This window comes from Shivajiella indica, from assembly GCF_042683085.1.
GTDB lineage: Bacteria > Bacteroidota > Bacteroidia > Cytophagales > Cyclobacteriaceae > Shivajiella > Shivajiella indica.
In genome coordinates this window covers 128,105-148,867 of sequence record NZ_JBHUIV010000018.1, presented here as the reverse complement: position 1 = coordinate 148,867, position 20,763 = coordinate 128,105, and the positions used below count along the sequence as shown (strand labels likewise).

Genomic DNA, 20,763 nt, shown 5'->3' with positions numbered 1-20,763 from the left:
CTTTTAACTTCTCTCTTCATTCCTTCTTATAATCCTTTTCCCCTGCCAGAACCGGAATTTCCAAAATATTTTCTTTCGGAGGAAGCGGGCAGGCATAATCCGGGTTATAGGCACAATAGGGATTATAAGCCAAATTGAAATCAATGGTTATACTATTTTTCCCATCCTGACGGAGATTGAGGTAACGCCCTCCACCATAGGTTTCTTCTCCACTGGTGGCATCAGCAAAAGCCAAAAAGAAATTTCTCTTATCGGATTCTTTGGCTGCCTGAAGCAATAGCAAACTGATTTTTTGTCCATTCAACTCAAATTCTGCAAAAGAGTGCTTCAGGTATTTCTCTACAGTTCCATCTGTCATCGGTAATTCCAACATTTTCCGGTCTTCAACAGGAACCATTTTTGCCCTCACCTTATAGCTGGGGTCAATAGGGTAATATTCCAATTCCTGAAAATCTGACTTCTGCTTGTCGGTAAGTGGAGAATCCATACCATATTTAAGGAATTTATATTGTCTTTCTCTTTCTTTTTGAATAGTCTCCTGATAGAACTCTTCACTTTCAGTACCTGTAATGGTATATATGATAGCGATACCTATCACCAACAAAATTCCTGTAATCAGAATATTCCTTGTGTTCATAATTTAAATCAAACCTTCATCTGCGAAGCTAAAATAGGCAACATCAGTGAAAATCACATGGTCTAATACCGGTACTTCCAGATTTTTACCTACTTCCTTCAATCTGGAAGTCAAACGCCTGTCCTGCTCTGAAGGTTTTATATTCCCGGAAGGATGATTGTGAACCAAAATGATTGAAGAAGCAAGGTTATCTAAAGCATGTTTAAAAATAATTTTCGGATCAGCCACTGTGCCACTTGTCCCCCCTTTACTGATCAATTGCTTTTTGATGACATAATTCGCACGATTCAACAACAAAATATAAAAATATTCCACATGCTCATCCATTAATTCAGGCTTCATCAAATTAAAAACATCTCCTGAAGATGCTATTTTAACTTTTTGGGCAGAAGCCGTCACCAACTTTCTCCTCCTTCCAAGTTCTAAGGCCGAAACAATTGTAATTGCCTTGGCCTCTCCGATGCCTTTGAATTTTTTCAAATCTGAAATACTGAGTTTGGCCAATAGGGAAAGATCATGATTAACCGAGGACAAAATATGTTTAGCCAAATCCACCGCACTCAGGGATTTGGTCCCTGACCCCAATAATATTGCAATTAATTCAGCGTCTGATAGTACCGATTTGCCCTTTAGAAGCAATTTTTCCCTAGGCCTGTCCTCTTCTGCCAAATGGGAAATCTTAATTGAAAGAAAATCCTCCATAAAATTTTAAAAAATCAAACAATAAAAATTTAAACCAAAGCTAGAATGGCATTACTGGCTATAAAATTACCCAATCCCTAAAAACAAAAAAAGTCCTGATGGGACCATCAGGACTAATTAATCGGATAAGATTTTATATTATGCTAATGAGTTTACAAGTTTAGTCAGTTTAGACTTCTTGTTTGCAGCATTGTTTTTATGAATGATATTCTTTTTGGCAAGCTTATCAATCATAGAAGTTACTGTTTTAAGAAGCTCTTGGGCCTCAGCTTTATCAGTTGTCAACTTCAACCTTTTAATAAAGGTTCTCGTTGTTTTATGCTGATATTTGTTTCTCAAACGCTTGGCTTCGTTTGCACGGATTCTTTTAAGTGCCGATTTATGATTTGCCATATCTTAGTTAACTTAATTTCTTTTTCACCCCATTCTAAACGGAGTGCAAATTTAATAGAATAATTTTGAAACACAAAAGGATTTCCGAACTAAACCTCGTGAAGCCCGAAAATATATGGATATTTTTAATTTTCCGCCGATTGGATGCAAAGGTAATACAATTTCATTTTAATAATAAGATGTTCTTTATTATTTTTAGGTATGAAAAAATTTTTTGGTTTGATTACGCTCCTTACTTTTTTGAGCGCTGAACTGGGGGCCTGGGGATTTTTCGCCCATAGAAAAATCAATAGGCAAGCCGTGTTTTCGCTTCCTCCTGAAATGATTGGATTTTATAAATCCCATATCGAATACATCACTGAAAATGCCGTTAATCCTGACAGAAGGAGGTATGCGGTCATAGGTGAAGCCGAAAAACATTATATAGATGCAGATGCCTATGGGGACAGTGCAGTGTTCAAACTTCCCCGGTATTGGCATCAAGCCCTGGAATCCTTCTCAGAGGAAGAATTACGCAGCAAAGGAATTGGCCCTTGGAACGTTTACCATACTAAGATCCAGTTGACTGAGGCATTTAGACGAAAAGATGTGAAAGCCATTCTGAGATTATCAGCAGATTTGGGCCATTATATTGGAGATATGCATGTTCCCCTTCATACCACCCAGAATTATAATGGCCAACTCACAAACCAATATGGTATTCATGGTTTTTGGGAAAGCAGAATCCCTGAACTTCTTTCTGAGGAATATGATTTTTTTGTAGGCAAGGCAGATTACCTGGAAAAACCACAAATTAGTGCATGGGAGGCGGTGATAGGAGCTCATCTTGCTTTGGATTCAGTATTTCAGTTTGAGAAAATTGTCAGTGAAAAATTCCCCGAGGACAAAAAATACTCCTTTGAAGATAGAAACGGTATCAGTACCAGGGTATATGCAAGGGAATTCACCATGGCCTATCATGACCTTCTCGATGGACAAGTGGAAAGGCAAATGAAAAAGGCCATCAAAATGATTGCTGATTTTTGGTACACTTCATGGGTGGATGCCGGGCAGCCGGATCTGAACAGCCTCTTAAAAATGAGCATTGAAATGCCAGAAGAAAAATTCGAATTCAGCAAACCCTTGGATGTTCGGGATCATGAAGGCCTCACATCTCAAGAAAGCCTCAAAGACTTGCGGAAGTCTTTTTTAAGGGCAATGTGGAGGGTTAATTGATATTGGCTGATATTTTGGATATTGAAATTTGAATACATCATAATATTTCAATATCAATGAAATATCTATAAATATCATACTAATTCCTTTTTTGTTGAATTCAAATAGAATCGGATTGCTTGTCCGAGTTTTTGGAAAGTCTGCCTAAATACCTCTTCATTTTCTTCTAAAAGGGTGACCCTGAATCCCCTCAAATCAGAACAAAAAGAGGAAATCGGTACCACACAAATATTGGCAGATGCCAATAAATAATACACAAATCGCTTATCCATTGGCATTTCCTTTTCATTAAGCCAGCCTTCCAATAAGGTTTTTATTTTTATATCCTCTATCGGTAAAAACTGCTCTGGATTTAAAAAGGACTCCTCAAAAACCACCGTATTATAAAAAGCCCCTTGGGTTGGATTAAACTTTATACCAGGAATATCCCCCAAGATTTCTTTCATTATCCTGCTCCTTTTCCCAATCTTCTCATTGGCTTCTTCCCGATAAGCCTTATAAGCAGGATGACTCATGATCCTCGGGATGGACAATTGTGGCAAAATTGTTGAACAGACTTCAATCATTTTGGCATTTTCCAAGGTCTGGCAAAGTTTACTGAATTCCTTTGAACCATTTCTATTATAAAATTCCATCCAACCACATCTCGACCCTGGCCAAGGAAATTCTTTGGAAATACCTTTTAGGGAAATGGCAGGCAAATCGCCGATAACCTCCGATAAGGCTATGGCCTTGATTCCATTGTAGGTGATATTTTGATAAATCTCATCCGCAATTAACAGCAGACGGAATTCCCTTGCTATTTTCACAAAACCCTCCAAAACCTCTTTAGGATAAACCATTCCCGTCGGGTTATCAGGATTGATAATCAAAATCCCCACGATAGAAGGATTGTACTTGACTTTATTGTAAAGGTCCTCCATATCAGGAAGCCACTGATTATCGGGGTCCAGATTATAGGTTATTGGGGAAGTATTGGCATGCGCAGCCTCTGCCGAACTATGGGTACTGTAAGCAGGTGATGGACCTATGATCCGCGCTGTCGGAATCAGGAACTGATACAACTTGGCGATGGCATCCCCTAATCCATTGAAAAACAAAATATCCTCAGCACTGATTTGGGAACCACCTTTTTGATTATTTAGACCAGCCAAAAACTTTCTTGTCTCCAGCACTCCTTTTGAATCTGCATAACCATAAGACTTGTCCTGACTCACCAGATCTGCTACGATTTCCTTCATCCAATGGGGTACAACATTGTTTTTCTGAATAGGATCCCCGATATTCTCCCATGTAATTTCATAGCCCAGGGATTCAATCTGACGGGCTTTTTTCACTATGCCCCTAATCTCATAATTAAGCTCTTCAGCACCTGGCCTTAACAACAATGTCCTCATAATACCGGTAGTTGGAAATTGAAAACAAATAAACAAAAAAGGAATGAACCCTTTGTCAGGTCTTGATTTTTCTTGATTCTTTTTTCAACTTATTTTATGTAAAGCCTTTAAGCACGCCTAAACGCACTCAAAGGTCTTTACTTTTTTGTTTCAAGGTGCTGAATTTAATTGTCATGGTACAATTAGATCTTGCCCCTTGAACCTATCCTGTAATCTCTATATTCTGTATTTGGTACATCGTACCTGGTACATCTTGTCTCTTGATTCTTGGTTCTTATCATTATTCTCTCATCTCCTACCTAAAGGCAGAAAAGTTTGCTTTTCAATTCACTTCACCATACTTGGTAAATTGTACATGGTACTTGGTACAATCCGACTCACTTCAACTTCTTATACTTAATCCTCTTGGGTGTCACATCACCCAATCTCTTCTTTTTATTCTCTTCATAATCAGAGAAATTACCCTCAAACCAATACACTTGGGAATCTCCTTCAAAGGCCAGGATATGCGTACAGATTCTGTCCAGAAACCACCTGTCGTGAGAGATGATCACCGCACAGCCTCCGAAATTTTCTAAAGCTTCCTCCAATGCCCTCAGGGTATTTACATCCAAATCATTGGTTGGTTCATCCAGAAGCAACACGTTTCCTCCTTCCTTCAAGGTAATGGCCAAATGTACCCTGTTTCTCTCTCCTCCAGAAAGTACCCCTAACTTCTTCTCTTGGTCAGAACCTGCAAAATTAAACTTGCTTACATAGGCCCGTGCATTCATTTCCTTATTGCCCAGTTTGATGATTTCATTTCCACCTGAAATGGCTTCGTATACCGTCTTGTTCGGATCCAGGTTGTCATGTTCCTGATCCACATAGGCAAGTTTAACAGTATCACCCACCTCAAAATGACCTGCATCAGGTTTTTCCTGTCCGGTAATGAGCTTAAAAAGGGTAGATTTCCCGGCACCATTTGGACCAATTATACCCACGATACCGCCCTGAGGTAAACTAAAGGAAAGATTTTCGAATAAAAGTTTATCTCCATATGCCTTGGATACCCCATTGACTTCAATGACTTTCGCCCCTAACCTTGGCCCTGGCGGAATATACAATTCCAATTTTGCTTCTTTTTCTTTACTTTCCTCACTTACCAATTTATCATAAGCACTCAACCTTGCCTTTCCTTTGGCCTGTCTGGCTTTGGGAGTCATTCGAATCCATTCCAATTCCCTTTCAAGGGTTTTCTGACGCTTGGATTCAGTTTTCTCCTCCTGCTTTAACCTGTTCTGTTTTTGATCCAACCAAGAGGAATAATTCCCTTTCCAAGGAATACCTTCCCCCCTATCCAGTTCCAAAATCCAACCAGCAACATTGTCCAGAAAGTACCTATCGTGGGTTACGGCAATCACTGTCCCTTTATATTGCTGCAAATGTTGCTCCAACCAAAGTACTGATTCAGCATCCAGGTGGTTGGTTGGTTCGTCCAATAATAGCACATCAGGTTCCTGCAGCAAAAGCCTACAAAGTGCCACTCTTCTCTTTTCACCTCCGGAAAGATTCCCCACTAAGGCTTCACTTGGAGGAAGTCTTAGGGCATCCATGGCCCTTTCCAACATGGTATCCAGCTCCCAAGCGTTGGCAGCATCCAGTTTTTCCTGGACTTCACCCTGCTTTTGGATAAGTTTATCCATGGCATCCGGATCCTCCATCAAAGCCGGATCCATAAATTTTTCATTGATCTCTTCAAACTCTTTCAGTAAAGCCACTGTTCCAGCTACTGCCTGTTCAACGATTTCCTTCACAGTTTTGCCGGGATCCAATTTGGGTTCCTGCTCCAGCATACCGACTGAATATCCGGGAGACCAAACCACTTCTCCCAAAAATTCTTTATCTATTCCTGCTATGATACGCAAGAGGGAACTTTTACCGGATCCATTAAGCCCGAGGACACCGATTTTTGCTCCATAAAAAAAAGAGAGGTAAATATCTTTCAAAACTTTTTTCTGTGGAGGGTAGATTTTTGAAACCCCTGCCATAGAAAATATGATTTTTTCGTTACTCATAAGTTTATTTTCAATGTTTTTAATTCTAATAAGGACAAAGATGGCAAAAAAAGGGCTTTCTTAGGATAAATGCTTTTGAATTAATTAATTTGCAAAAAATAAAAAACTACCACACAAGCAACCTATTAAATTGATATGGAGCATCCATACGGGTACATCAAAGATAACAAGGTTTATCTCAAAGGATTTTTGAATCAGCCAGACAGGGTGATTGGAGAAGTTAAAGAAGACGAAGCATCTACCATCAAATATTTTGAGGATAGGTACACTGCTTTATTAGAAAAGATAGAAGCCCTTAAAAAAGACATCGAAGAAAATCAAAACAAAGGCTCTTTTTTAATGAAGTTAATACATCTTAAGGATTCTTTATTGGAATACGATGCTTTGGGTGATTTTGTCCCACTGATAGAGGACCTTGGGAAAATCCAGGAATCCCTTGAAGAAATCATTAAGAAAAACAGGGAAAGAAACCTTGAAATTAAAAAAGGTCTGATTCTCGAAGCTGAGGCTCTAAAAAACGATACAGACTGGAAAAAAACAGCGGAGGAATTTAAAAACCTTAAAATGCGCTGGATAAAGACAGGCCCCGTTGAAAAGGAATTTGAGGAAGAAATCGAGAAAACTTTCAATACTTCCGTAGATACTTTTTTTGAAAACCGCAGACATTATTTTGAAGGTTTAGCCCTTCAGGCTGAAGAAAACATCAAAGTATATGAGGACCTGGTAAGACAGGCAAGAGCTGCATTTGATAATCCAGATGCCAAAGCCGCATTTGAAATCTCCAAAAGAATCCAAAAAGAATGGAAAGCTGCCGGAAAAGTACCTGCCGAAAGGAGACAGCCTTTATGGGATGAATTTTCAAAACTGAATAACAGGATCTTTAGCAGGTTTAAGCGGACGGTGCAAACTGAACCACAAATGAAACCTTGGGAGTTGATGAAAAAGATGGAGGCCATGACTGCTGAAATGAAAAAACTGGCCCATGCTGAAACAAATCCTGACATTATTTCGTCTGCCAAGAAGCTTCAGGCAGAATGGAAAAGACTCCCTCAAAGAAAACCCAAAGAGGCAAATCTCGTCATGCGTTCTTTTACATTCTTTTCTGAAGTTGTCTTTGAAAGGTTGTTTTTGAACAAACTTGCCACGTCAAAATTCGAGGATTTTTATTCCAAGAGTGTGGAAGAGCAAAAAAAATTAAAGGCAGGAATTTTACGGGATCTGATCTTTAGAGATGAAAATGAACTCGCCACTGTAAAAGCCAACGCTGAAAACTTCAGAACGAACGAAGAAGAGTTTGAAATTATGCTAAGGAGAAAAATCGGGGCCTTTAAGAGAAAATTAGAAGTTAAAAATTTCCTTCTAAAGGAACTTTTAAATAAATAATAAGTTAACAATTGAAATTTTAAAACTATTTCTATTTTTGCGTGCCGTTAGCACGGTAAACATAAACTCTGAAAATTATGTATTGGACATTAGAACTTGCTTCTTACCTTGAAGATGCACCTTGGCCAGCAACCAAAGATGAGTTGATCGATTACGCGATCCGTTCTGGAGCCCCTTTGGAAGTCGTTGAAAACCTCCAGGAATTAGAGGATGACGGCGAGCCATATGAAAACATTGAAGAAATATGGCCTGATTATCCAACTAAAGATGACTTCTTCTTTAATGAAGACGAATATTAATTAAAGCCCTTCGCAGGGCTTTTTTGCTATATACCCAAAACGGATCTAAGTTTGGGCATACCCGATTTGCTTACGGGTATGCTTTCTCCTGACCTAAGTTTAACCAAATAACCCTCTTTTTCATAAGGTTCCAACCTTGATATTTCACCTACATTAACCAGGTAAGAGCGATGTATCCGGACAAATAAGGTGGGATCCAGGTTTTTTTCGAAATAGGATAATGTTTTGTTTTTTAAAAATTTACCCTCTGAAGTGTAAACATTGACATAATCATCATTTGCCTCCATATATTTCACTTCGGAAATCGGAATGATTTTGATTTCATTCTTCACTTTCAAAACGATCCTATCAATGGATTCCTGCCGGGAATTATCTTCGGAATTGATCAAACCGTTTATAACTTCACTATTGCTGAATTGATTGAATTTTTTAATTGCCATTGCAAACCTGTCTTTGGAGAAAGGTTTCAACAAATAATCAACCGCATGGGTATTAAAAGCCTCTAAGGCATATTGGTCGAAGGCTGTGGTAAAAATCACATGAGGCGGATTCTCAATCAGTTCCAATAATTCAAAACCATTCAGCTTGGGCATCTGAACATCCAGAAAAATTAAATCCGGATTAAATTCCTGTATGGCCTTCAACCCCTCAAATCCATTATGACAAACTTTTACCACTTCAAATTGGGGGAAGTCACTTAAATATTCCTTTACAATTTCCGTGGCCAAAGGCTCATCATCAATTATCAATGTTTTAATCATAATGCTGCGGTATTTTTAGGGTAACTTTAAAAAGCCCATTATTATTCTCAATTTCAATCAGGTCATGCCTGCCAAACATAAGATATAATCTTCTTTTAACTGCTTCCAATCCAAACCCCAGACCTTTTGATTTAACTGGATTTAATTCAAATGGATTGGTTACCGATACCAAAAGGTACTTATCTTTTTCTGCAAATTTTATTTGGATGAGAACATCCTCCAAAACTCCATATAAGCCATGTTTAATGGCATTTTCCAGTAAAGGTTGAATGAGCAATTGGGGAATCTTCAAATCTTTGCTTTCCTCTGAGAGCTCAATTTCTGTTTTGAGCCTATGGCCAAACCTTACCTTTTCTATGGATAAAAATAAATCCAAATATTCCAATTCTTCCTCAACCTTCACCCATTTTTGATCATTTTTTTTGATGGTCTTTCTTAGAAAATCTGCTAATTGCACCACCATTTCCCTGGCTTTATCTGGGTTTGATTTGACCAAAGCGCTGATGGAATTGAGGCTGTTGAAAATAAAATGGGGCTGTAATTGTTGACGCAGGTGGAACAATTCCGCCTCTTTGGACATTTGTTGGATTTTTTCCTGCCTTTCTTTTGTCTTTATTTGATCTTCTAATTTCCTGTTAAAAAATAAGAGTATTGCCCAGGATAAATACAGAATAAAAAATAAAAACAACCTGACAGGAATGGAATAATCCACAAAATGAAGGTAGTCCGTTTCAGATACAAGAATCAACTTGAGCAAATACCTTGATAAAAAAGTAGTGCTGACAGAAAAAATTAAAGGCATAGCTACGATCAACCACCTTTGTGATTTTTGGGGAACATAAAACCCAAAAATGTTGTCGAGTAATAAAAAACCGCCCACCACCAAAAAGACATTCAGGGAAGCATCTATTAAAGATAGGCGGTAATTAAATCCAAAATATTGGATAAGAAGGGCAGCCGCCAATATTCCCAAGAGAATAATGGAAGCTGCCTTAAATCCACTTTGGCCTTTGGAAATTAGAATTTTCCAGATCATTGTAAATTAAAAAGATTTGATTTCTAATCCTCCAAAAACAACTGAACCATAAATTCTGAGCACTTTTGAGGGATCCGGGGCAGTCTGGGGATACATTCTTTTGTCTTCAACTCCCGCAAACACATTGGAAACATTGATTTGCAGATCCCAATGGGGAGGTACCACAAGTTTTACACCACCAAATGCCACCTCAACATTTAACATAGCACCCGGTGCCAAATCAGCCTGGGAAAGATCAATTTCTGTTCCCCCAAAAATCGCAGAAGCTTTCCCTCCCTTGAAATTTTTGGACAAAACCCTCTTTTGGATACCGGTAAACAGGGCTTGGGCACTTATGGTATCACCCGTATCATTAAAAGCGAAATTAGTGTGACTTGAATAATTTCCTTCCTGGGGATTGCCATCCAATTTTTCTGAATCTTTGGAAAAAGTTTTAAAAAAGTCTTCGTTAAACTTTTCCTTATCTCTGCTCCGCTTTAATATTAGGTACAAACCAAAAATAATTAGCCCTATTGGAATCAAATAAGGTTCAACTTCAAAAGGAAACCCAAAATTTCTTTTGATCAAAAAGAAACTACCAACCAATAACAGTACTACTCCAAAGCCACTCTGAAAATTATTTTTTGCAGAAATGACAAGCCCAATAACTATGAGTATCATAGGCCAGGAAAATATCCAGGATGGAAACCAAAAGCCTATGGCTTTCAATAATAGAACTCCTCCTATGATCAGAATGACCAAACCTGCGTTCAGGTCACTTTTTGTTGAAGAAAAACCTCGTTTTGTCATGATGAATGCATTTAAGATTGAATGAGACAAAACTAAGTTAATGCAAAAATAATAGGGAGTCATAATAGGCCATCCACCGCAAAAACTCGGTGAATAATCAGATTTACTCGGTGAATTACTTTAAAAAAACTTCTTACTGACCAAAAAAGAGGCATAATCCATATCCTCAGGAGTAGTTATTTTGATATTCTCCGGATTTCCTGAAATTAAACGAACCTGCAATCCCTGATGTTCATATACTGTGGCATCGTCTGTGAAATGATGCAGTTCCTGCACTTCAAATGCTTTTTTTATTTTGGACACTTGAAAAGTCTGTGGTGTCTGGACCAGTCTAAAATATTGCCTCTCCTGAAAAAAAGATTTCCCATTGTCGGTAAGTTTTCTCAAAGAATCTTTCAATGGAATTACCGCTACTGCGGATCCGAATATTTCTGCCTGTTTAAAACTTTCCTGAATGACTTCTACTTTAACAAATGGTCTTACTCCATCATGGATTGCCACTAGTCCTTCTTCCTTTTGGATGGCGTTCAGGCCATTTTTGACAGACTGAAACCGACTGTTTCCCCCAGCTATTACCTGATGTTCAATACTAAAGCTGTAATCCTCACACAACTGGTTCCAAAAACCAAAATCTGAAGAAGGAATAACCAAAATCAAATGCGTCCCTTCATCTTCCTTAAAAAAAGCTTCCAGAGTATGCATCAAGATGGGTTTTCCTCCTATTTCAAGGTATTGTTTGGAAATGGGAGCGCCCATTCTGGTACCAGTTCCTCCGGCAACAATGATTGCAAATTTATCCATGGTAAAATCTAAATGTGCAAAAATAAAATGATATACTTTAACAAAGTTAATTTCAAGATGAATTAAATGATCATAAAAAAAAGCCCTCTTAGGGCTTTTTTATTAAAGTATTAACATGGCGTCTCCATAGGAGAAAAACCTATATTTTTCTTTCACAGCTTCCTGATAAGCCTTCATGATAAGGTCATATCCCCCAAATGCCGCAGCCGTCATCAATAACGTGGATTCGGGTAAATGGAAGTTGGTGATCAATGCATTGGCAATTTTAAAATCATAAGGAGGGATAATAAATTTATCTGTCCAACCACTGCTTACTTTCAATCTACCGTTAGCCGTCACTGAAGATTCAATGGTCTTCAAAGTGGTGGTCCCAACAGAAACCACTCTTTTTTTATTATCCAAGGCCTCATTTACCAAATCAACGGTCTTTTGTGGAATATCATAATTTTCCGAATCCATTTTATGCTTTGTCAGATCCTCTACATCCACCTGTCTAAATGTACCTAACCCAACATGCAAAGTGATAGGGGAAACTGACACCCCTTTCAATTCCAATCGTTTCAACAAATGGGGTGTGAAATGAAGACCTGCAGTAGGCGCAGCAACAGCTCCAACATGCTTCGCAAAAATGGTCTGATACCTTTCCCTGTCCTCAGGCTCCACCTTCCTATCGATGTATTCCTTAAGGATTGGGGTTTCTCCCAAAGTATCTATTGTCTTATAAAACTCCTCATCCGTTCCATCAAATAAAAACCGGATTGTCCTTCCCCTTGAAGTAGTATTGTCAATTACTTCAGCTACCAGATCACTATCACCAAAGTATAATTTATTACCCACCCTGATTTTTCTTGCAGGATCAACTAACACATCCCATAACCTCAATTCCTGATTGAGTTCCCTCAACAAGAAAACCTCAATTTTTGCACCTGTTTTTTCTTTGTTACCGTACAATCTTGCAGGGAATACTTTGGTATCATTCATGATGAAGACATCCCCATCTCCGAAATACTCAATAATATCCTTGAAAACACGATGCTCAATCTGCCCGGTTTTTTTATGGACTACCATTAGCCTGGACTCGTCTCTGTTTTCTGAAGGATATAAGGAAATAAGTTTTTTGGGAACGTCGAATTTAAAGTCTGATAACTTCATATGTTATTGAATGGTGATTGCTTTATATTTTACCAATAGGATTCAATTTAAAAACTGCAAAGTTAACAATAAAATTCCCGAATTCTACCTATCTTGTCAATTAGTTTTTAACTACTTACAAAAAACGTGATCTACCTTAAACTTATCTGGGAAAGTTTAAGGTTTGCTTTGCAGGCCTTAAAATCCAATCTTACTAGAACAATTTTATCCCTTCTGGGGGTCACTGTGGGTATTTTTGCCATCATAGCGGTATTTACTCTAGTGGATTCTTTAGAAAAAAACATCAAATCAAGCTTTAGTTTCTTGGGAAGCAATGTGGTAACGGTCAACCGCTTCCAATTTGTGGGTGGTCCCGATTATCCTTGGTGGAAATTTTTCAGAAGACCCTACAATACTTATAGTGAATACGTCTTCTTGAAAGATAAGATAAGGAATGCAGAGGCCGTAGCCTTTTTTGCAGGAGTAAACACCACGGTTCAGGCAGGAAACAATTCTTATAAAGGGACGAATCTTAATGGGGTAGTGTATTCCTACAAGGATGTTTATGATGTCAAACTCCAATCGGGAAGATTTTTCACCGAAATGGAAATCAACGCTTCAAGAAATGTGGCCATTATTGGGGTAAAAATTGCCAACACTCTTTTCCCCAACAAAGACCCTTTGGGAAAAGAACTCAAAATTAAAGGCAACAAATTCATAGTAGTTGGTGTATTTGAAGAAGAAGGAGAGGGAATCGTCAATATTGCATCAAAAGATGAAGCCTGCATGATTCCTTATGGTAGTTTTACCAAACTTTATTACGTAGGCAAAAACGGTTTGGAGCCAAGTATTGCATTAAAAGGAAAAGATGAAGATGTGGGCATGGTCGCCTTAGAGAATGAATTAATTGGTCTCCTAAGGGCCAAAAGAGGTCTTAAACCTACGCAAGAAGACAATTTTTCTTTAAATAAATCCGAATTCATCATGAATACCTTGGGCTCCATTTTTGATGTAATCAGTGCCGCAGGATGGGTCATCGGAGGTTTTTCCATTTTGGTTGGAGGCTTTGGTATCGCAAATATCATGTTTGTTTCTGTAAAAGAAAGAACAAACATCATAGGAATACAGAAGTCTTTGGGAGCAAAAAATTACTTTATTTTATTCCAGTTTTTGTTTGAAGCTGTGTTTTTAAGCATGATTGGAGGAATTACAGGAATTATCCTGGTTTATGCCATTACATTTATTCCTGTTGGATCATTAGAACTGGTACTATCCTTTAAAAATATCATTCTGGCTTTGGGCATTTCCTCTTCGATCGGAATCATCTCAGGGATTGTTCCCGCCACTTTAGCGGCAAGACTAGATCCTGTGGAAGCCATCAGAGCCACCTAATTCCAAGAAAAACAATAAAAAAAGCTGTCCAAGATTATTTGGACAGCTTTTTTTTGCCAGAATAAATCAATCTCCTTCTCCGGATTCCACTTTCAAAGTTGCTTCGCCCATTCCTGCCTTTTCTTTGATCTTCTTCTCCAATTCTTCCATGAGTTCCGGATTATCCAAAAGCAAACTTTTTACCGCATCCCGTCCTTGACCCAATTTATTACCTTCATATGAAAACCAAGAGCCTGCCTTTTTAATAATATCAAATTCAACACCCAGATCAATGATTTCCCCAACTTTAGAAATGCCTTGACCATACATAATGTCAAATTCCACTACTTTGAAAGGTGGGGCAACTTTGTTTTTAACCACTTTGACTTTGGTCCTGTTTCCCAACACATTATCTGCACCTTCCTTAATCTGTCCTATCCTTCGGATATCCAATCTTACCGATGCATAAAACTTAAGGGCATTTCCACCTGTTGTAGTTTCAGGATTACCGAACATCACACCAATTTTATCCCTTAATTGATTGATAAAAATACAGGCACATCCTGTTTTATTGATTGCTCCGGTGAGTTTTCTTAAAGCCTGGGACATCAATCTTGCCTGCAGGCCCATTTTACTGTCCCCCATATCGCCTTCAAGTTCTCCTTTGGGCACCAAAGCAGCCACTGAGTCAATAACAATGATGTCAATGGCTCCGGACCTGATCAAATGCTCTGCAATCTCCAAGGCCTGTTCTCCATTATCCGGCTGGGAGATCAAAAGATTCTCTGTATCGATCCCCAATTTCTCTGCATAGGTCTTGTCAAATGCATGTTCTGCATCTATGAATGCTGCCAATCCCCCAGCTTTCTGCGCTTCTGCAATGCAATGCATGGTGAGTGTGGTCTTACCTGAAGACTCAGGCCCATAAATCTCAGTCACCCTTCCCCTGGGTATCCCTCCTATTCCTAAAGCCATATCCAAACCCAAAGATCCCGTTGAAATAGCAGGAATATCCTGTACCTTATTGTCACTTAACTTCATCACAGTACCTTTTCCATAGGTTTTTTCCAGCTTATCGATAGTAAGCTGTAGGGCTTTGAGTTTTTCTGTATTCGCGCTCATAATTGTTTAATGATCCTTTAATTTGAAATATAAAATTAATCATACATAATTGGAGTCCCAACTCTTCCAAAAAAGTTTACGTAATTACTTTTTGGCACCAAAAATCAGGCATCTTCAATATTTTGCTAATATTGGAATAAAGTTTGAAAAGCTTTCAGTCGAAAACTCAATTTAATGAAAAATCACTTATTAAAGTCAGTAATTGTCACATTTTTTTTATGGATAGATGGAACACATGGCTTTGCCCAAAAGAACACATCTTTTCATACCGGTGAAGAATTGACTTTTAAGGTGAGTTATGGATTTTTGGACGCCGCAGAGGCAAAAATGATCATTGCCCCTCAGGTCATGTTCATCGATAACAAACCCACATATAAAATTGATGTGTATGGAGAAACCCTGGGAATTTTTAAATTGTTTTATGTGAAAGACAATTGGGGGAGTTATCTCGATACTACTAAAATCATCCCTTACCAGTCTTACCGCCATATAGAGGAAGGCAAATACAGGAAACATGAACAGGTATTATTTGACCATGAAAAGAACAAGGCCCATGTGATGCTATACGATAGGGAGAACAAACATTTGGTAGATACCAAAGAATATAAAATACCTTCCAATGTTCAGGATATAGTCTCTGGATTTTATTTTTTAAGAACAATGGACTTGAAAAAATTAAAAAAGGGTGATTCAGTTACCCTCACAGGTTTTTTTGACAAAGAAGTATACCATTTAAAATTATTATACGAAGGAAAAGAATCAATAAAAACCAAAATAGGAAGCTTTGAAACATTTGTGTTTTCACCTGTTATCCCAAAAAACAAAATATTTAGGGGTGAACAACCTGTGAAAGTATGGGTAACAAATGATAACAATAAAATACCTGTTAAAATAAAAGCTAAATTGGTGGTGGGTTCTTTGGATATGGAAATTATTGATACCAATGGCCTTCGTAATAATTAATTGAACTTAAAATAACAATGAGTTAATATTAAAGCGTCCAATAAAAATTTTATGTTGTATTTTCATGTCAGTTCTATTGGATGATTATAATATGTGAGGTCTTTCTCTAAATTAGCATCATATTAGCGAAACATAAACGCTATTTCTAATGAGTGATAAAACGAAAATAAAAGTCTTAGTAGTTGATGACGAGCCTGATATTGTAGATATATTAACCTACAATCTTAAAAAAGAAGGCTATGAGGTGGAGTCCGCTGAGGATGGCATAAAGGCAGTGAAAATTGCATCCAAATTTCTACCGGATGTCATACTCCTGGATATCATGATGCCAAATCAGGATGGCGTAGAGACCTGTAGGCAGATGCGGGAAATTCCAGAGTTGAAAAACTCATTCATTATATTTTTAACTGCAAGGTCTGAAGAATATTCAGAGGTTGCTGCATTTGATGTTGGAGCGGATGATTATATTACCAAACCCATCAAACCCAGGGCCCTTATGAGCAGAATTGCTGCTTTGTTCAGAAGGGAATCGAAAAAAGAACAGGAGTTTACCCAGATTAAAATCAAGGACCTGGTCATTGACCGATCAAGTTACACCATTGATAAAGCAGGCAAAACCATCACCCTTCCCAAAAAAGAATTCGAACTTTTGTATTTCCTGGCCAAAAACCCTAATATGGTCTTCAGTAGAGATGATCTTTTGCAAAATATTTGGGGAGCGGATGTATTTGTTCTGGCCAGAACGGTGGATGTACATATTAGAAAAGTGAGAGAAAAAATAGGCGAAGATTATATCACTACTGTAAAAGGAGTAGGTTATAAGTTCGACTTAAGTTAACAATATGCTAACAACTTCCCGGGGGATCTCTTTGGTGTTGGCTGTAGCCATTTCAGCCCTGACAGTTGCTTTTTTGCTTTTGATGGATGATGCCACCCCAGCCCTTCTATTGGTAGCAGGCGGCATATCATTTTCGGTCTCTTATATCCTGATGCAGGTTACCTTAGAATTTCTGATTTTCAAGGAAATCAGTAACATTTATGGGGTTTTTGAAAAAATCCAAAAAAAAGACTATTCCAACATTCCGGATAAGTCAGACAAACTCTCCATCTCTCCACTAAGGAAAATCAATAAATCAATCAACCTATATGCCCAATCCAAAAATAAGGAAATTGAGGCACTCCAAAAAAATGCGGAATTCCGAAAGGAGTTTATAGCGGACATATCCCATGAACTCAAGACACCTATTTTTGCGGCACAGGGATATATACACACGCTTCTGGACGGTGCAGTAGATGATAAATCTGTCCGTTTGAAATTCCTGAAAAGAGCCGCTAAAAGCCTGAACGCTTTAGACAAATTAGTTCAGGATTTACTGACACTGAATCAGATGGAAAGTGGGGTAGTGAAATTTAATTTTGAATCTTTTGACCTAAAGGAAGTCATCCTAGAGGTCATCGAAGAATTGGAACAAAAGGCTTCAAAGAGGAAGATGCATATCCGGTTTTCTTATGAAAAAGATAAAACATTCCGGACTTTCGCAGATAAGGACAAAATTTTCAGGGTCTGTCAAAACCTGATTTCCAATGCCATCAAATACAATAATGACGGAGGAGAAGTACAGGTAAATCTGAAAACACACAAAAACAATATCACAGTAGAAGTAAAGGATAATGGAAAAGGGATTCCTCCTGACGATTTGAAAAGAATTTTCGAAAGATTTTACAGGGTGGATAAAAGCAGGTCCAGAGAAGGCGGAGGAACAGGTTTGGGCCTGGCCATTGTCAAACATATTTTGGAAGGCCATAAAAGTAAAATTTCAGTAAGCAGCACGCTTGGAAAAGGCTCTATTTTTAGTTTTGAATTGCCTTTGGAGAAGTTAGAGACAAGCTTGCCTACCCTTAGGTAGGGGACAAGAAGCAAGACTTTTGAGTGCTCCTCAGCGTACTAAAAGGTCTAAAAGAAAAAGTGTCTAGTTTTTTCAGGACTTGATAAAGACTCGCTGAGTTAAATATCAAAATATTCTTTTGGCAATATTTCTTTCCCTTGATTTAATTTTCTAATTTTGCGCCCCTATTTGGGAGCTGAAGCTGCATGAAGAAAATTGATTTTAAGGACTTGATTCTGTTTGAAAACAAGGATTACCTTGTCATCAATAAGCTTCCCTATTTATCGACATTGGATGACAGGCACGAGGCGCAAAATATTCTGGACCTGGCCAAAGAATACACCCCTGATGCCCAGGTGTGTCACCGATTGGACAAGGAAACTTCCGGATGTCTTGTGATAGCCAAACACCCGGAGGCCTATAGAAACATCGCCATCCAGTTTGAAGACAGAAAAGTCAATAAAGTCTATCATGCAGTAGTTGAAGGTATTCATGAATACAACAATGTATTGGTGGACCGCAACATCCAGGCAACCAATAAAGGTATCGCCAAGATAACCAAGGAAGGTAAACCTGCCCAAACCATCTTCAACACCCTGGGAACTTATCATGCCTATTCCCTGGTTGAGTGCAAGCCCATTACCGGTAGATTGCATCAGATCCGGGTCCATCTGGCCCATCTGAAGTCACCGATCTGTGGGGATGAGATGTATGGAGGAAAGCCTCTTTATTTATCTGCCTTAAAAAGGCGGTTTAATCTCAAAAAAGGCACTGATGAATTGCCCATCATGCAGCGTGTTTCGCTCCATGCCTATGCCATTGGCTTTGAAGGAATGGATGGAGAACGGATTGAAGTCCAGGCTCCTTATCCAAAAGACTTAGAAGTTTTGGTCAAACAACTGGAGAAAAACCGCTAACTCATAGAAAATGTGGGCAATAATGTTGTTTCTTTTGCAATAAAAAGAAATTACTTCTATCTTTGTGTCCCTTTTTGAGGGTGAAATATATTTAACAAGCTAATAATTAAACATTTACACAGTGGATACATTAAGCTACAAGACCAAATCAGCAAATGCTGCGACTGTAGAAAAGAACTGGGTGGTAGTGGATGCCCAGGCTGCAGTTCTAGGTAGATTTGCCAGTGAGGTTGCAAGAATCCTGAGGGGTAAGCATAAGCCTTACTACACCCCTCACGTGGACTGCGGAGACAACGTGATTGTCATCAATGCAGACAAGGTTAGGTTGACCGGAAGAAAAATGGACGAGAAAGTATATGTTCGTCATACCGGTTACCCAGGTGGTCAGCGTATTTCTACACCAAAATTGTTGAAGCAGAAGTCTTCTTCAATCCTGGTAGAAAAAGCTGTCAGAGGAATGCTTCCTAAAAACAAATTGGGAAGAGAGTTGTACAGAAACCTTTACGTTTATAACGGTTCTGAGCATCCTCATGCAGCACAGCAACCTAAAGAATTAAAATTCTAATCTTAGCAGTTCATGGAAATTATCAATACAATCGGTAGAAGAAAGACATCTGTTGCAAGAATCTACATGAAGCCGGGAAAAGGTGAGATCACTGTCAACAACAGACCGATCGACGTTTACTTCCCATTCGATTTGCATCAGATCGTTGTCAAACAACCTCTTGCTCTAGTAGGAGTTGATGGTTCGTATGACATCAAAATCAATGTTGATGGTGGTGGTATCAAAGGACAGGCCGAGGCAGCCAGAATGGCGATCTCCAGAGCTTTGTGCGAATTTGATGCAGAACACAGATCAGCATTGAAAAAAGAAGGTTTCCTTACCCGTGACCCTAGAATGGTAGAACGTAAGAAACCAGGACGTAGAAAAGCAAGAAGAAGATTCCAGTTCTCTAAACGTTAATCTGGATTTACTTCGAATTTTATATCGAAACTATATTATTTATTAATGGCACAAATAGAATATAAAGACTTACTGGATGCTGGTGTTCATTTCGGACACTTGACGAGAAAGTGGGATCCAAGAATGGCTCCGTATATCTTCATGGAGAAGAACGGTATCCATATCATTGACCTAAACAAAACGCTTGTTTGCCTCGAAGAAGCATCCAACGCAATCAAGCAGATCGTTCGCTCAGGTAAAAAAATCATGTTCGTTGCGACTAAGAAGCAAGCGAAAGATTTGGTAGCTGAGGAAGCAAGAAGACTGAACATGCCTTACGTAACCGAAAGATGGTTGGGTGGTATGTTGACCAACTTTGCTACTATTCGTAAATCCTTGAAGAAAATGTCTTCCATCGACAAGATGATGAAAGAAGATTCTTACAAGAACCTTGCGAAAAAAGAGCGTCTGATGGTCAGCAGACAAAGAGAGAAATTGGAATCTGTATTGGGCGGTATTGCTGACCTGACCAGATTACCGGCTGCTTTGTTTGTAGTAGACATCAAAAGAGAGCATATCGCTATCGCAGAAGCACAAAAGCTTGGTATCCCTGTATTCGCATTGGTGGACACTAACTCTAACCCTAACGAGGTAGATTTCCCTATCCCAGCCAATGATGATGCTTATAAATCAATCTCTTTGTTGGTGAAAGCGTTTGGAACAGCTATTGAAGAAGGTCTTTCTGAAAGGAAAAAAGACAAAGAAGAAGCTAAACTTTCTGAAGAGGAAGAAGCAAAAAGAGCTGTGGACGCGGACACACAAGAGTAATCCACTTTAAATTTTATGACTACAAAAGATTGAACATAAGGCTCATCCCTGTGTTCAATTTTTTGTTTCTACTAGACCTTTGAGGTTTTCAACCAATACCCAAAGAAAATCTAGAACTACACCTCAACCTCG

Annotated in this window: 22 protein-coding genes; 11 read left to right on the top strand and 11 right to left on the bottom strand. The window is 38.6% G+C overall.

The window, feature by feature from the left end; all coding sequences use genetic code 11:
- Positions 1-16: 16 nt before the first annotated feature.
- The 3 genes from ACFSKV_RS13420 to rpsT form a co-directional block, all read right to left on the bottom strand.
- Positions 17-637, bottom strand: coding sequence for a DUF1684 domain-containing protein (locus tag ACFSKV_RS13420; protein WP_380803633.1), 621 nt, complete (start codon positions 635-637; stop codon positions 17-19).
- Between the two features lie 3 nt (positions 638-640).
- Complete coding sequence (gene radC, locus ACFSKV_RS13415; RefSeq protein WP_380803631.1) at positions 641-1,339, bottom strand: RadC family protein; 699 nt, start codon at positions 1,337-1,339, stop codon at positions 641-643.
- A gap of 138 nt (positions 1,340-1,477) precedes the next feature.
- Complete coding sequence (gene rpsT, locus ACFSKV_RS13410; RefSeq protein ID WP_380803628.1) at positions 1,478-1,732, bottom strand: 30S ribosomal protein S20; 255 nt, start codon at positions 1,730-1,732, stop codon at positions 1,478-1,480.
- Between the two features lie 201 nt (positions 1,733-1,933).
- On the opposite strand from rpsT, the gene ACFSKV_RS13405 reads away from it, so the two are divergent.
- Entirely contained in the window at positions 1,934-2,947 is a 1,014-nt protein-coding gene (locus ACFSKV_RS13405; RefSeq protein WP_380803625.1) for a zinc dependent phospholipase C family protein, read from the top strand.
- 74 nt (positions 2,948-3,021) lie between these two features.
- Here the strand turns inward: ACFSKV_RS13405 and ACFSKV_RS13400 are convergent, their stop codons facing one another.
- Together ACFSKV_RS13400 and ettA are read right to left on the bottom strand one after the other, a co-directional pair.
- Complete coding sequence (locus tag ACFSKV_RS13400) at positions 3,022-4,344, bottom strand: pyridoxal phosphate-dependent aminotransferase (RefSeq protein WP_380803623.1); 1,323 nt, start codon at positions 4,342-4,344, stop codon at positions 3,022-3,024.
- Positions 4,345-4,721: 377 nt separating this feature from the next.
- Positions 4,722-6,401, bottom strand: coding sequence for an energy-dependent translational throttle protein EttA (ettA, locus tag ACFSKV_RS13395; protein WP_380803620.1), 1,680 nt, complete (start codon positions 6,399-6,401; stop codon positions 4,722-4,724).
- 135 nt (positions 6,402-6,536) lie between these two features.
- Here ettA and ACFSKV_RS13390 point away from each other — a divergent pair, with 135 nt between their 5' ends.
- The gene (locus ACFSKV_RS13390; protein WP_380803619.1) at positions 6,537-7,784 is read left to right on the top strand and encodes a DUF349 domain-containing protein; all 1,248 of its coding nucleotides are present in this window, start codon (positions 6,537-6,539) and stop codon (positions 7,782-7,784) included.
- Positions 7,785-7,861: 77 nt separating this feature from the next.
- Positions 7,862-8,083, top strand: coding sequence for a DUF2795 domain-containing protein (locus tag ACFSKV_RS13385; RefSeq protein WP_008625540.1), 222 nt, complete (start codon positions 7,862-7,864; stop codon positions 8,081-8,083).
- A 26-nt stretch (positions 8,084-8,109) separates the two neighbouring features.
- Here ACFSKV_RS13385 and ACFSKV_RS13380 read toward each other — a convergent pair whose 3' ends face one another.
- From ACFSKV_RS13380 to queA, 5 genes are all read right to left on the bottom strand, one after another.
- Positions 8,110-8,844 (bottom strand): LytR/AlgR family response regulator transcription factor, encoded by a 735-nt coding sequence (locus ACFSKV_RS13380; RefSeq protein ID WP_380803616.1) that lies wholly within the window; start codon positions 8,842-8,844, stop codon positions 8,110-8,112.
- Positions 8,837-9,880 carry a sensor histidine kinase gene (locus ACFSKV_RS13375; protein WP_380803614.1) on the bottom strand — a complete coding sequence of 348 codons (1,044 nt, stop codon included), beginning with the start codon at positions 9,878-9,880 and terminating at the stop codon, positions 8,837-8,839. Before ACFSKV_RS13375 ends, ACFSKV_RS13380 begins: the two co-directional genes overlap by 8 nt.
- 6 nt (positions 9,881-9,886) lie before the next feature.
- Complete coding sequence (locus tag ACFSKV_RS13370) at positions 9,887-10,669, bottom strand: LiaF transmembrane domain-containing protein (RefSeq protein ID WP_380803612.1); 783 nt, start codon at positions 10,667-10,669, stop codon at positions 9,887-9,889.
- A gap of 120 nt (positions 10,670-10,789) precedes the next feature.
- Positions 10,790-11,470, bottom strand: a complete 681-nt coding sequence (locus ACFSKV_RS13365) for a 2-C-methyl-D-erythritol 4-phosphate cytidylyltransferase (RefSeq protein WP_380803609.1) — start codon at positions 11,468-11,470, stop codon at positions 10,790-10,792.
- A 102-nt stretch (positions 11,471-11,572) separates the two neighbouring features.
- Positions 11,573-12,622 (bottom strand): tRNA preQ1(34) S-adenosylmethionine ribosyltransferase-isomerase QueA, encoded by a 1,050-nt coding sequence (queA, locus tag ACFSKV_RS13360; RefSeq protein WP_380803608.1) that lies wholly within the window; start codon positions 12,620-12,622, stop codon positions 11,573-11,575.
- Between the two features lie 126 nt (positions 12,623-12,748).
- Here queA and ACFSKV_RS13355 point away from each other — a divergent pair, with 126 nt between their 5' ends.
- A complete protein-coding gene (locus tag ACFSKV_RS13355; protein WP_380803606.1) occupies positions 12,749-13,993 on the top strand; it encodes an ABC transporter permease in 1,245 nt (414 codons plus the stop codon).
- A gap of 66 nt (positions 13,994-14,059) precedes the next feature.
- Here ACFSKV_RS13355 and recA read toward each other — a convergent pair whose 3' ends face one another.
- Positions 14,060-15,094 carry a recombinase RecA gene (recA, locus tag ACFSKV_RS13350; protein WP_380803603.1) on the bottom strand — a complete coding sequence of 345 codons (1,035 nt, stop codon included), beginning with the start codon at positions 15,092-15,094 and terminating at the stop codon, positions 14,060-14,062.
- Between the two features lie 174 nt (positions 15,095-15,268).
- On the opposite strand from recA, the gene ACFSKV_RS13345 reads away from it, so the two are divergent.
- The 7 genes from ACFSKV_RS13345 to rpsB all read left to right on the top strand — a co-directional run bounded on the left by ACFSKV_RS13345 (position 15,269) and on the right by rpsB (position 20,631).
- Positions 15,269-16,057, top strand: a complete 789-nt coding sequence (locus ACFSKV_RS13345) for a DUF3108 domain-containing protein (protein WP_380803602.1) — start codon at positions 15,269-15,271, stop codon at positions 16,055-16,057.
- A 148-nt stretch (positions 16,058-16,205) separates the two neighbouring features.
- Entirely contained in the window at positions 16,206-16,895 is a 690-nt protein-coding gene (locus ACFSKV_RS13340) for a response regulator transcription factor (protein ID WP_380803599.1), read from the top strand.
- A gap of 4 nt (positions 16,896-16,899) precedes the next feature.
- Positions 16,900-17,964: a sensor histidine kinase gene (locus ACFSKV_RS13335; protein WP_380803598.1), complete on the top strand. Its 1,065-nt coding sequence runs from the start codon at positions 16,900-16,902 to the stop codon at positions 17,962-17,964.
- A gap of 185 nt (positions 17,965-18,149) precedes the next feature.
- On the top strand, positions 18,150-18,860 hold the full coding sequence (locus ACFSKV_RS13330) for an RluA family pseudouridine synthase (RefSeq protein WP_380803597.1): 711 nt from the start codon (positions 18,150-18,152) through the stop codon (positions 18,858-18,860).
- 121 nt (positions 18,861-18,981) lie between these two features.
- Positions 18,982-19,425 (top strand): 50S ribosomal protein L13, encoded by a 444-nt coding sequence (gene rplM, locus ACFSKV_RS13325; RefSeq protein WP_380803594.1) that lies wholly within the window; start codon positions 18,982-18,984, stop codon positions 19,423-19,425.
- A 12-nt stretch (positions 19,426-19,437) separates the two neighbouring features.
- Positions 19,438-19,824: a 30S ribosomal protein S9 gene (gene rpsI / locus ACFSKV_RS13320; RefSeq protein ID WP_380803591.1), complete on the top strand. Its 387-nt coding sequence runs from the start codon at positions 19,438-19,440 to the stop codon at positions 19,822-19,824.
- 45 nt (positions 19,825-19,869) lie between these two features.
- Positions 19,870-20,631: a 30S ribosomal protein S2 gene (gene rpsB / locus ACFSKV_RS13315; RefSeq protein WP_380803588.1), complete on the top strand. Its 762-nt coding sequence runs from the start codon at positions 19,870-19,872 to the stop codon at positions 20,629-20,631.
- Positions 20,632-20,763 lie beyond the last annotated feature (132 nt).

Excerpts from the sequence above, each read along its gene's own strand:
- ACFSKV_RS13420 (WP_380803633.1), bottom strand. The coding sequence starts at position 637 with ATGAACACAAGGAATATTCTGATTACAGGAATTTTGTTGGTGATAGGT.
- radC (WP_380803631.1), bottom strand. The coding sequence starts at position 1,339 with ATGGAGGATTTTCTTTCAATTAAGATTTCCCATTTGGCAGAAGAGGAC.
- rpsT (WP_380803628.1), bottom strand. The coding sequence starts at position 1,732 with ATGGCAAATCATAAATCGGCACTTAAAAGAATCCGTGCAAACGAAGCC.
- ACFSKV_RS13405 (WP_380803625.1), top strand. The coding sequence starts at position 1,934 with ATGAAAAAATTTTTTGGTTTGATTACGCTCCTTACTTTTTTGAGCGCT.
- ACFSKV_RS13400 (WP_380803623.1), bottom strand. The coding sequence starts at position 4,344 with ATGAGGACATTGTTGTTAAGGCCAGGTGCTGAAGAGCTTAATTATGAG.
- ettA (WP_380803620.1), bottom strand. The coding sequence starts at position 6,401 with ATGAGTAACGAAAAAATCATATTTTCTATGGCAGGGGTTTCAAAAATC.
- ACFSKV_RS13390 (WP_380803619.1), top strand. The coding sequence starts at position 6,537 with ATGGAGCATCCATACGGGTACATCAAAGATAACAAGGTTTATCTCAAA.
- ACFSKV_RS13385 (WP_008625540.1), top strand. The coding sequence starts at position 7,862 with ATGTATTGGACATTAGAACTTGCTTCTTACCTTGAAGATGCACCTTGG.
- ACFSKV_RS13380 (WP_380803616.1), bottom strand. The coding sequence starts at position 8,844 with ATGATTAAAACATTGATAATTGATGATGAGCCTTTGGCCACGGAAATT.
- ACFSKV_RS13375 (WP_380803614.1), bottom strand. The coding sequence starts at position 9,880 with ATGATCTGGAAAATTCTAATTTCCAAAGGCCAAAGTGGATTTAAGGCA.
- ACFSKV_RS13370 (WP_380803612.1), bottom strand. The coding sequence starts at position 10,669 with ATGACAAAACGAGGTTTTTCTTCAACAAAAAGTGACCTGAACGCAGGT.
- ACFSKV_RS13365 (WP_380803609.1), bottom strand. The coding sequence starts at position 11,470 with ATGGATAAATTTGCAATCATTGTTGCCGGAGGAACTGGTACCAGAATG.
- queA (WP_380803608.1), bottom strand. The coding sequence starts at position 12,622 with ATGAAGTTATCAGACTTTAAATTCGACGTTCCCAAAAAACTTATTTCC.
- recA (WP_380803603.1), bottom strand. The coding sequence starts at position 15,094 with ATGAGCGCGAATACAGAAAAACTCAAAGCCCTACAGCTTACTATCGAT.
- ACFSKV_RS13345 (WP_380803602.1), top strand. The coding sequence starts at position 15,269 with ATGAAAAATCACTTATTAAAGTCAGTAATTGTCACATTTTTTTTATGG.
- ACFSKV_RS13340 (WP_380803599.1), top strand. The coding sequence starts at position 16,206 with ATGAGTGATAAAACGAAAATAAAAGTCTTAGTAGTTGATGACGAGCCT.
- ACFSKV_RS13335 (WP_380803598.1), top strand. The coding sequence starts at position 16,900 with ATGCTAACAACTTCCCGGGGGATCTCTTTGGTGTTGGCTGTAGCCATT.
- ACFSKV_RS13330 (WP_380803597.1), top strand. The coding sequence starts at position 18,150 with ATGAAGAAAATTGATTTTAAGGACTTGATTCTGTTTGAAAACAAGGAT.
- rpsI (WP_380803591.1), top strand. The coding sequence starts at position 19,438 with ATGGAAATTATCAATACAATCGGTAGAAGAAAGACATCTGTTGCAAGA.
- rpsB (WP_380803588.1), top strand. The coding sequence starts at position 19,870 with ATGGCACAAATAGAATATAAAGACTTACTGGATGCTGGTGTTCATTTC.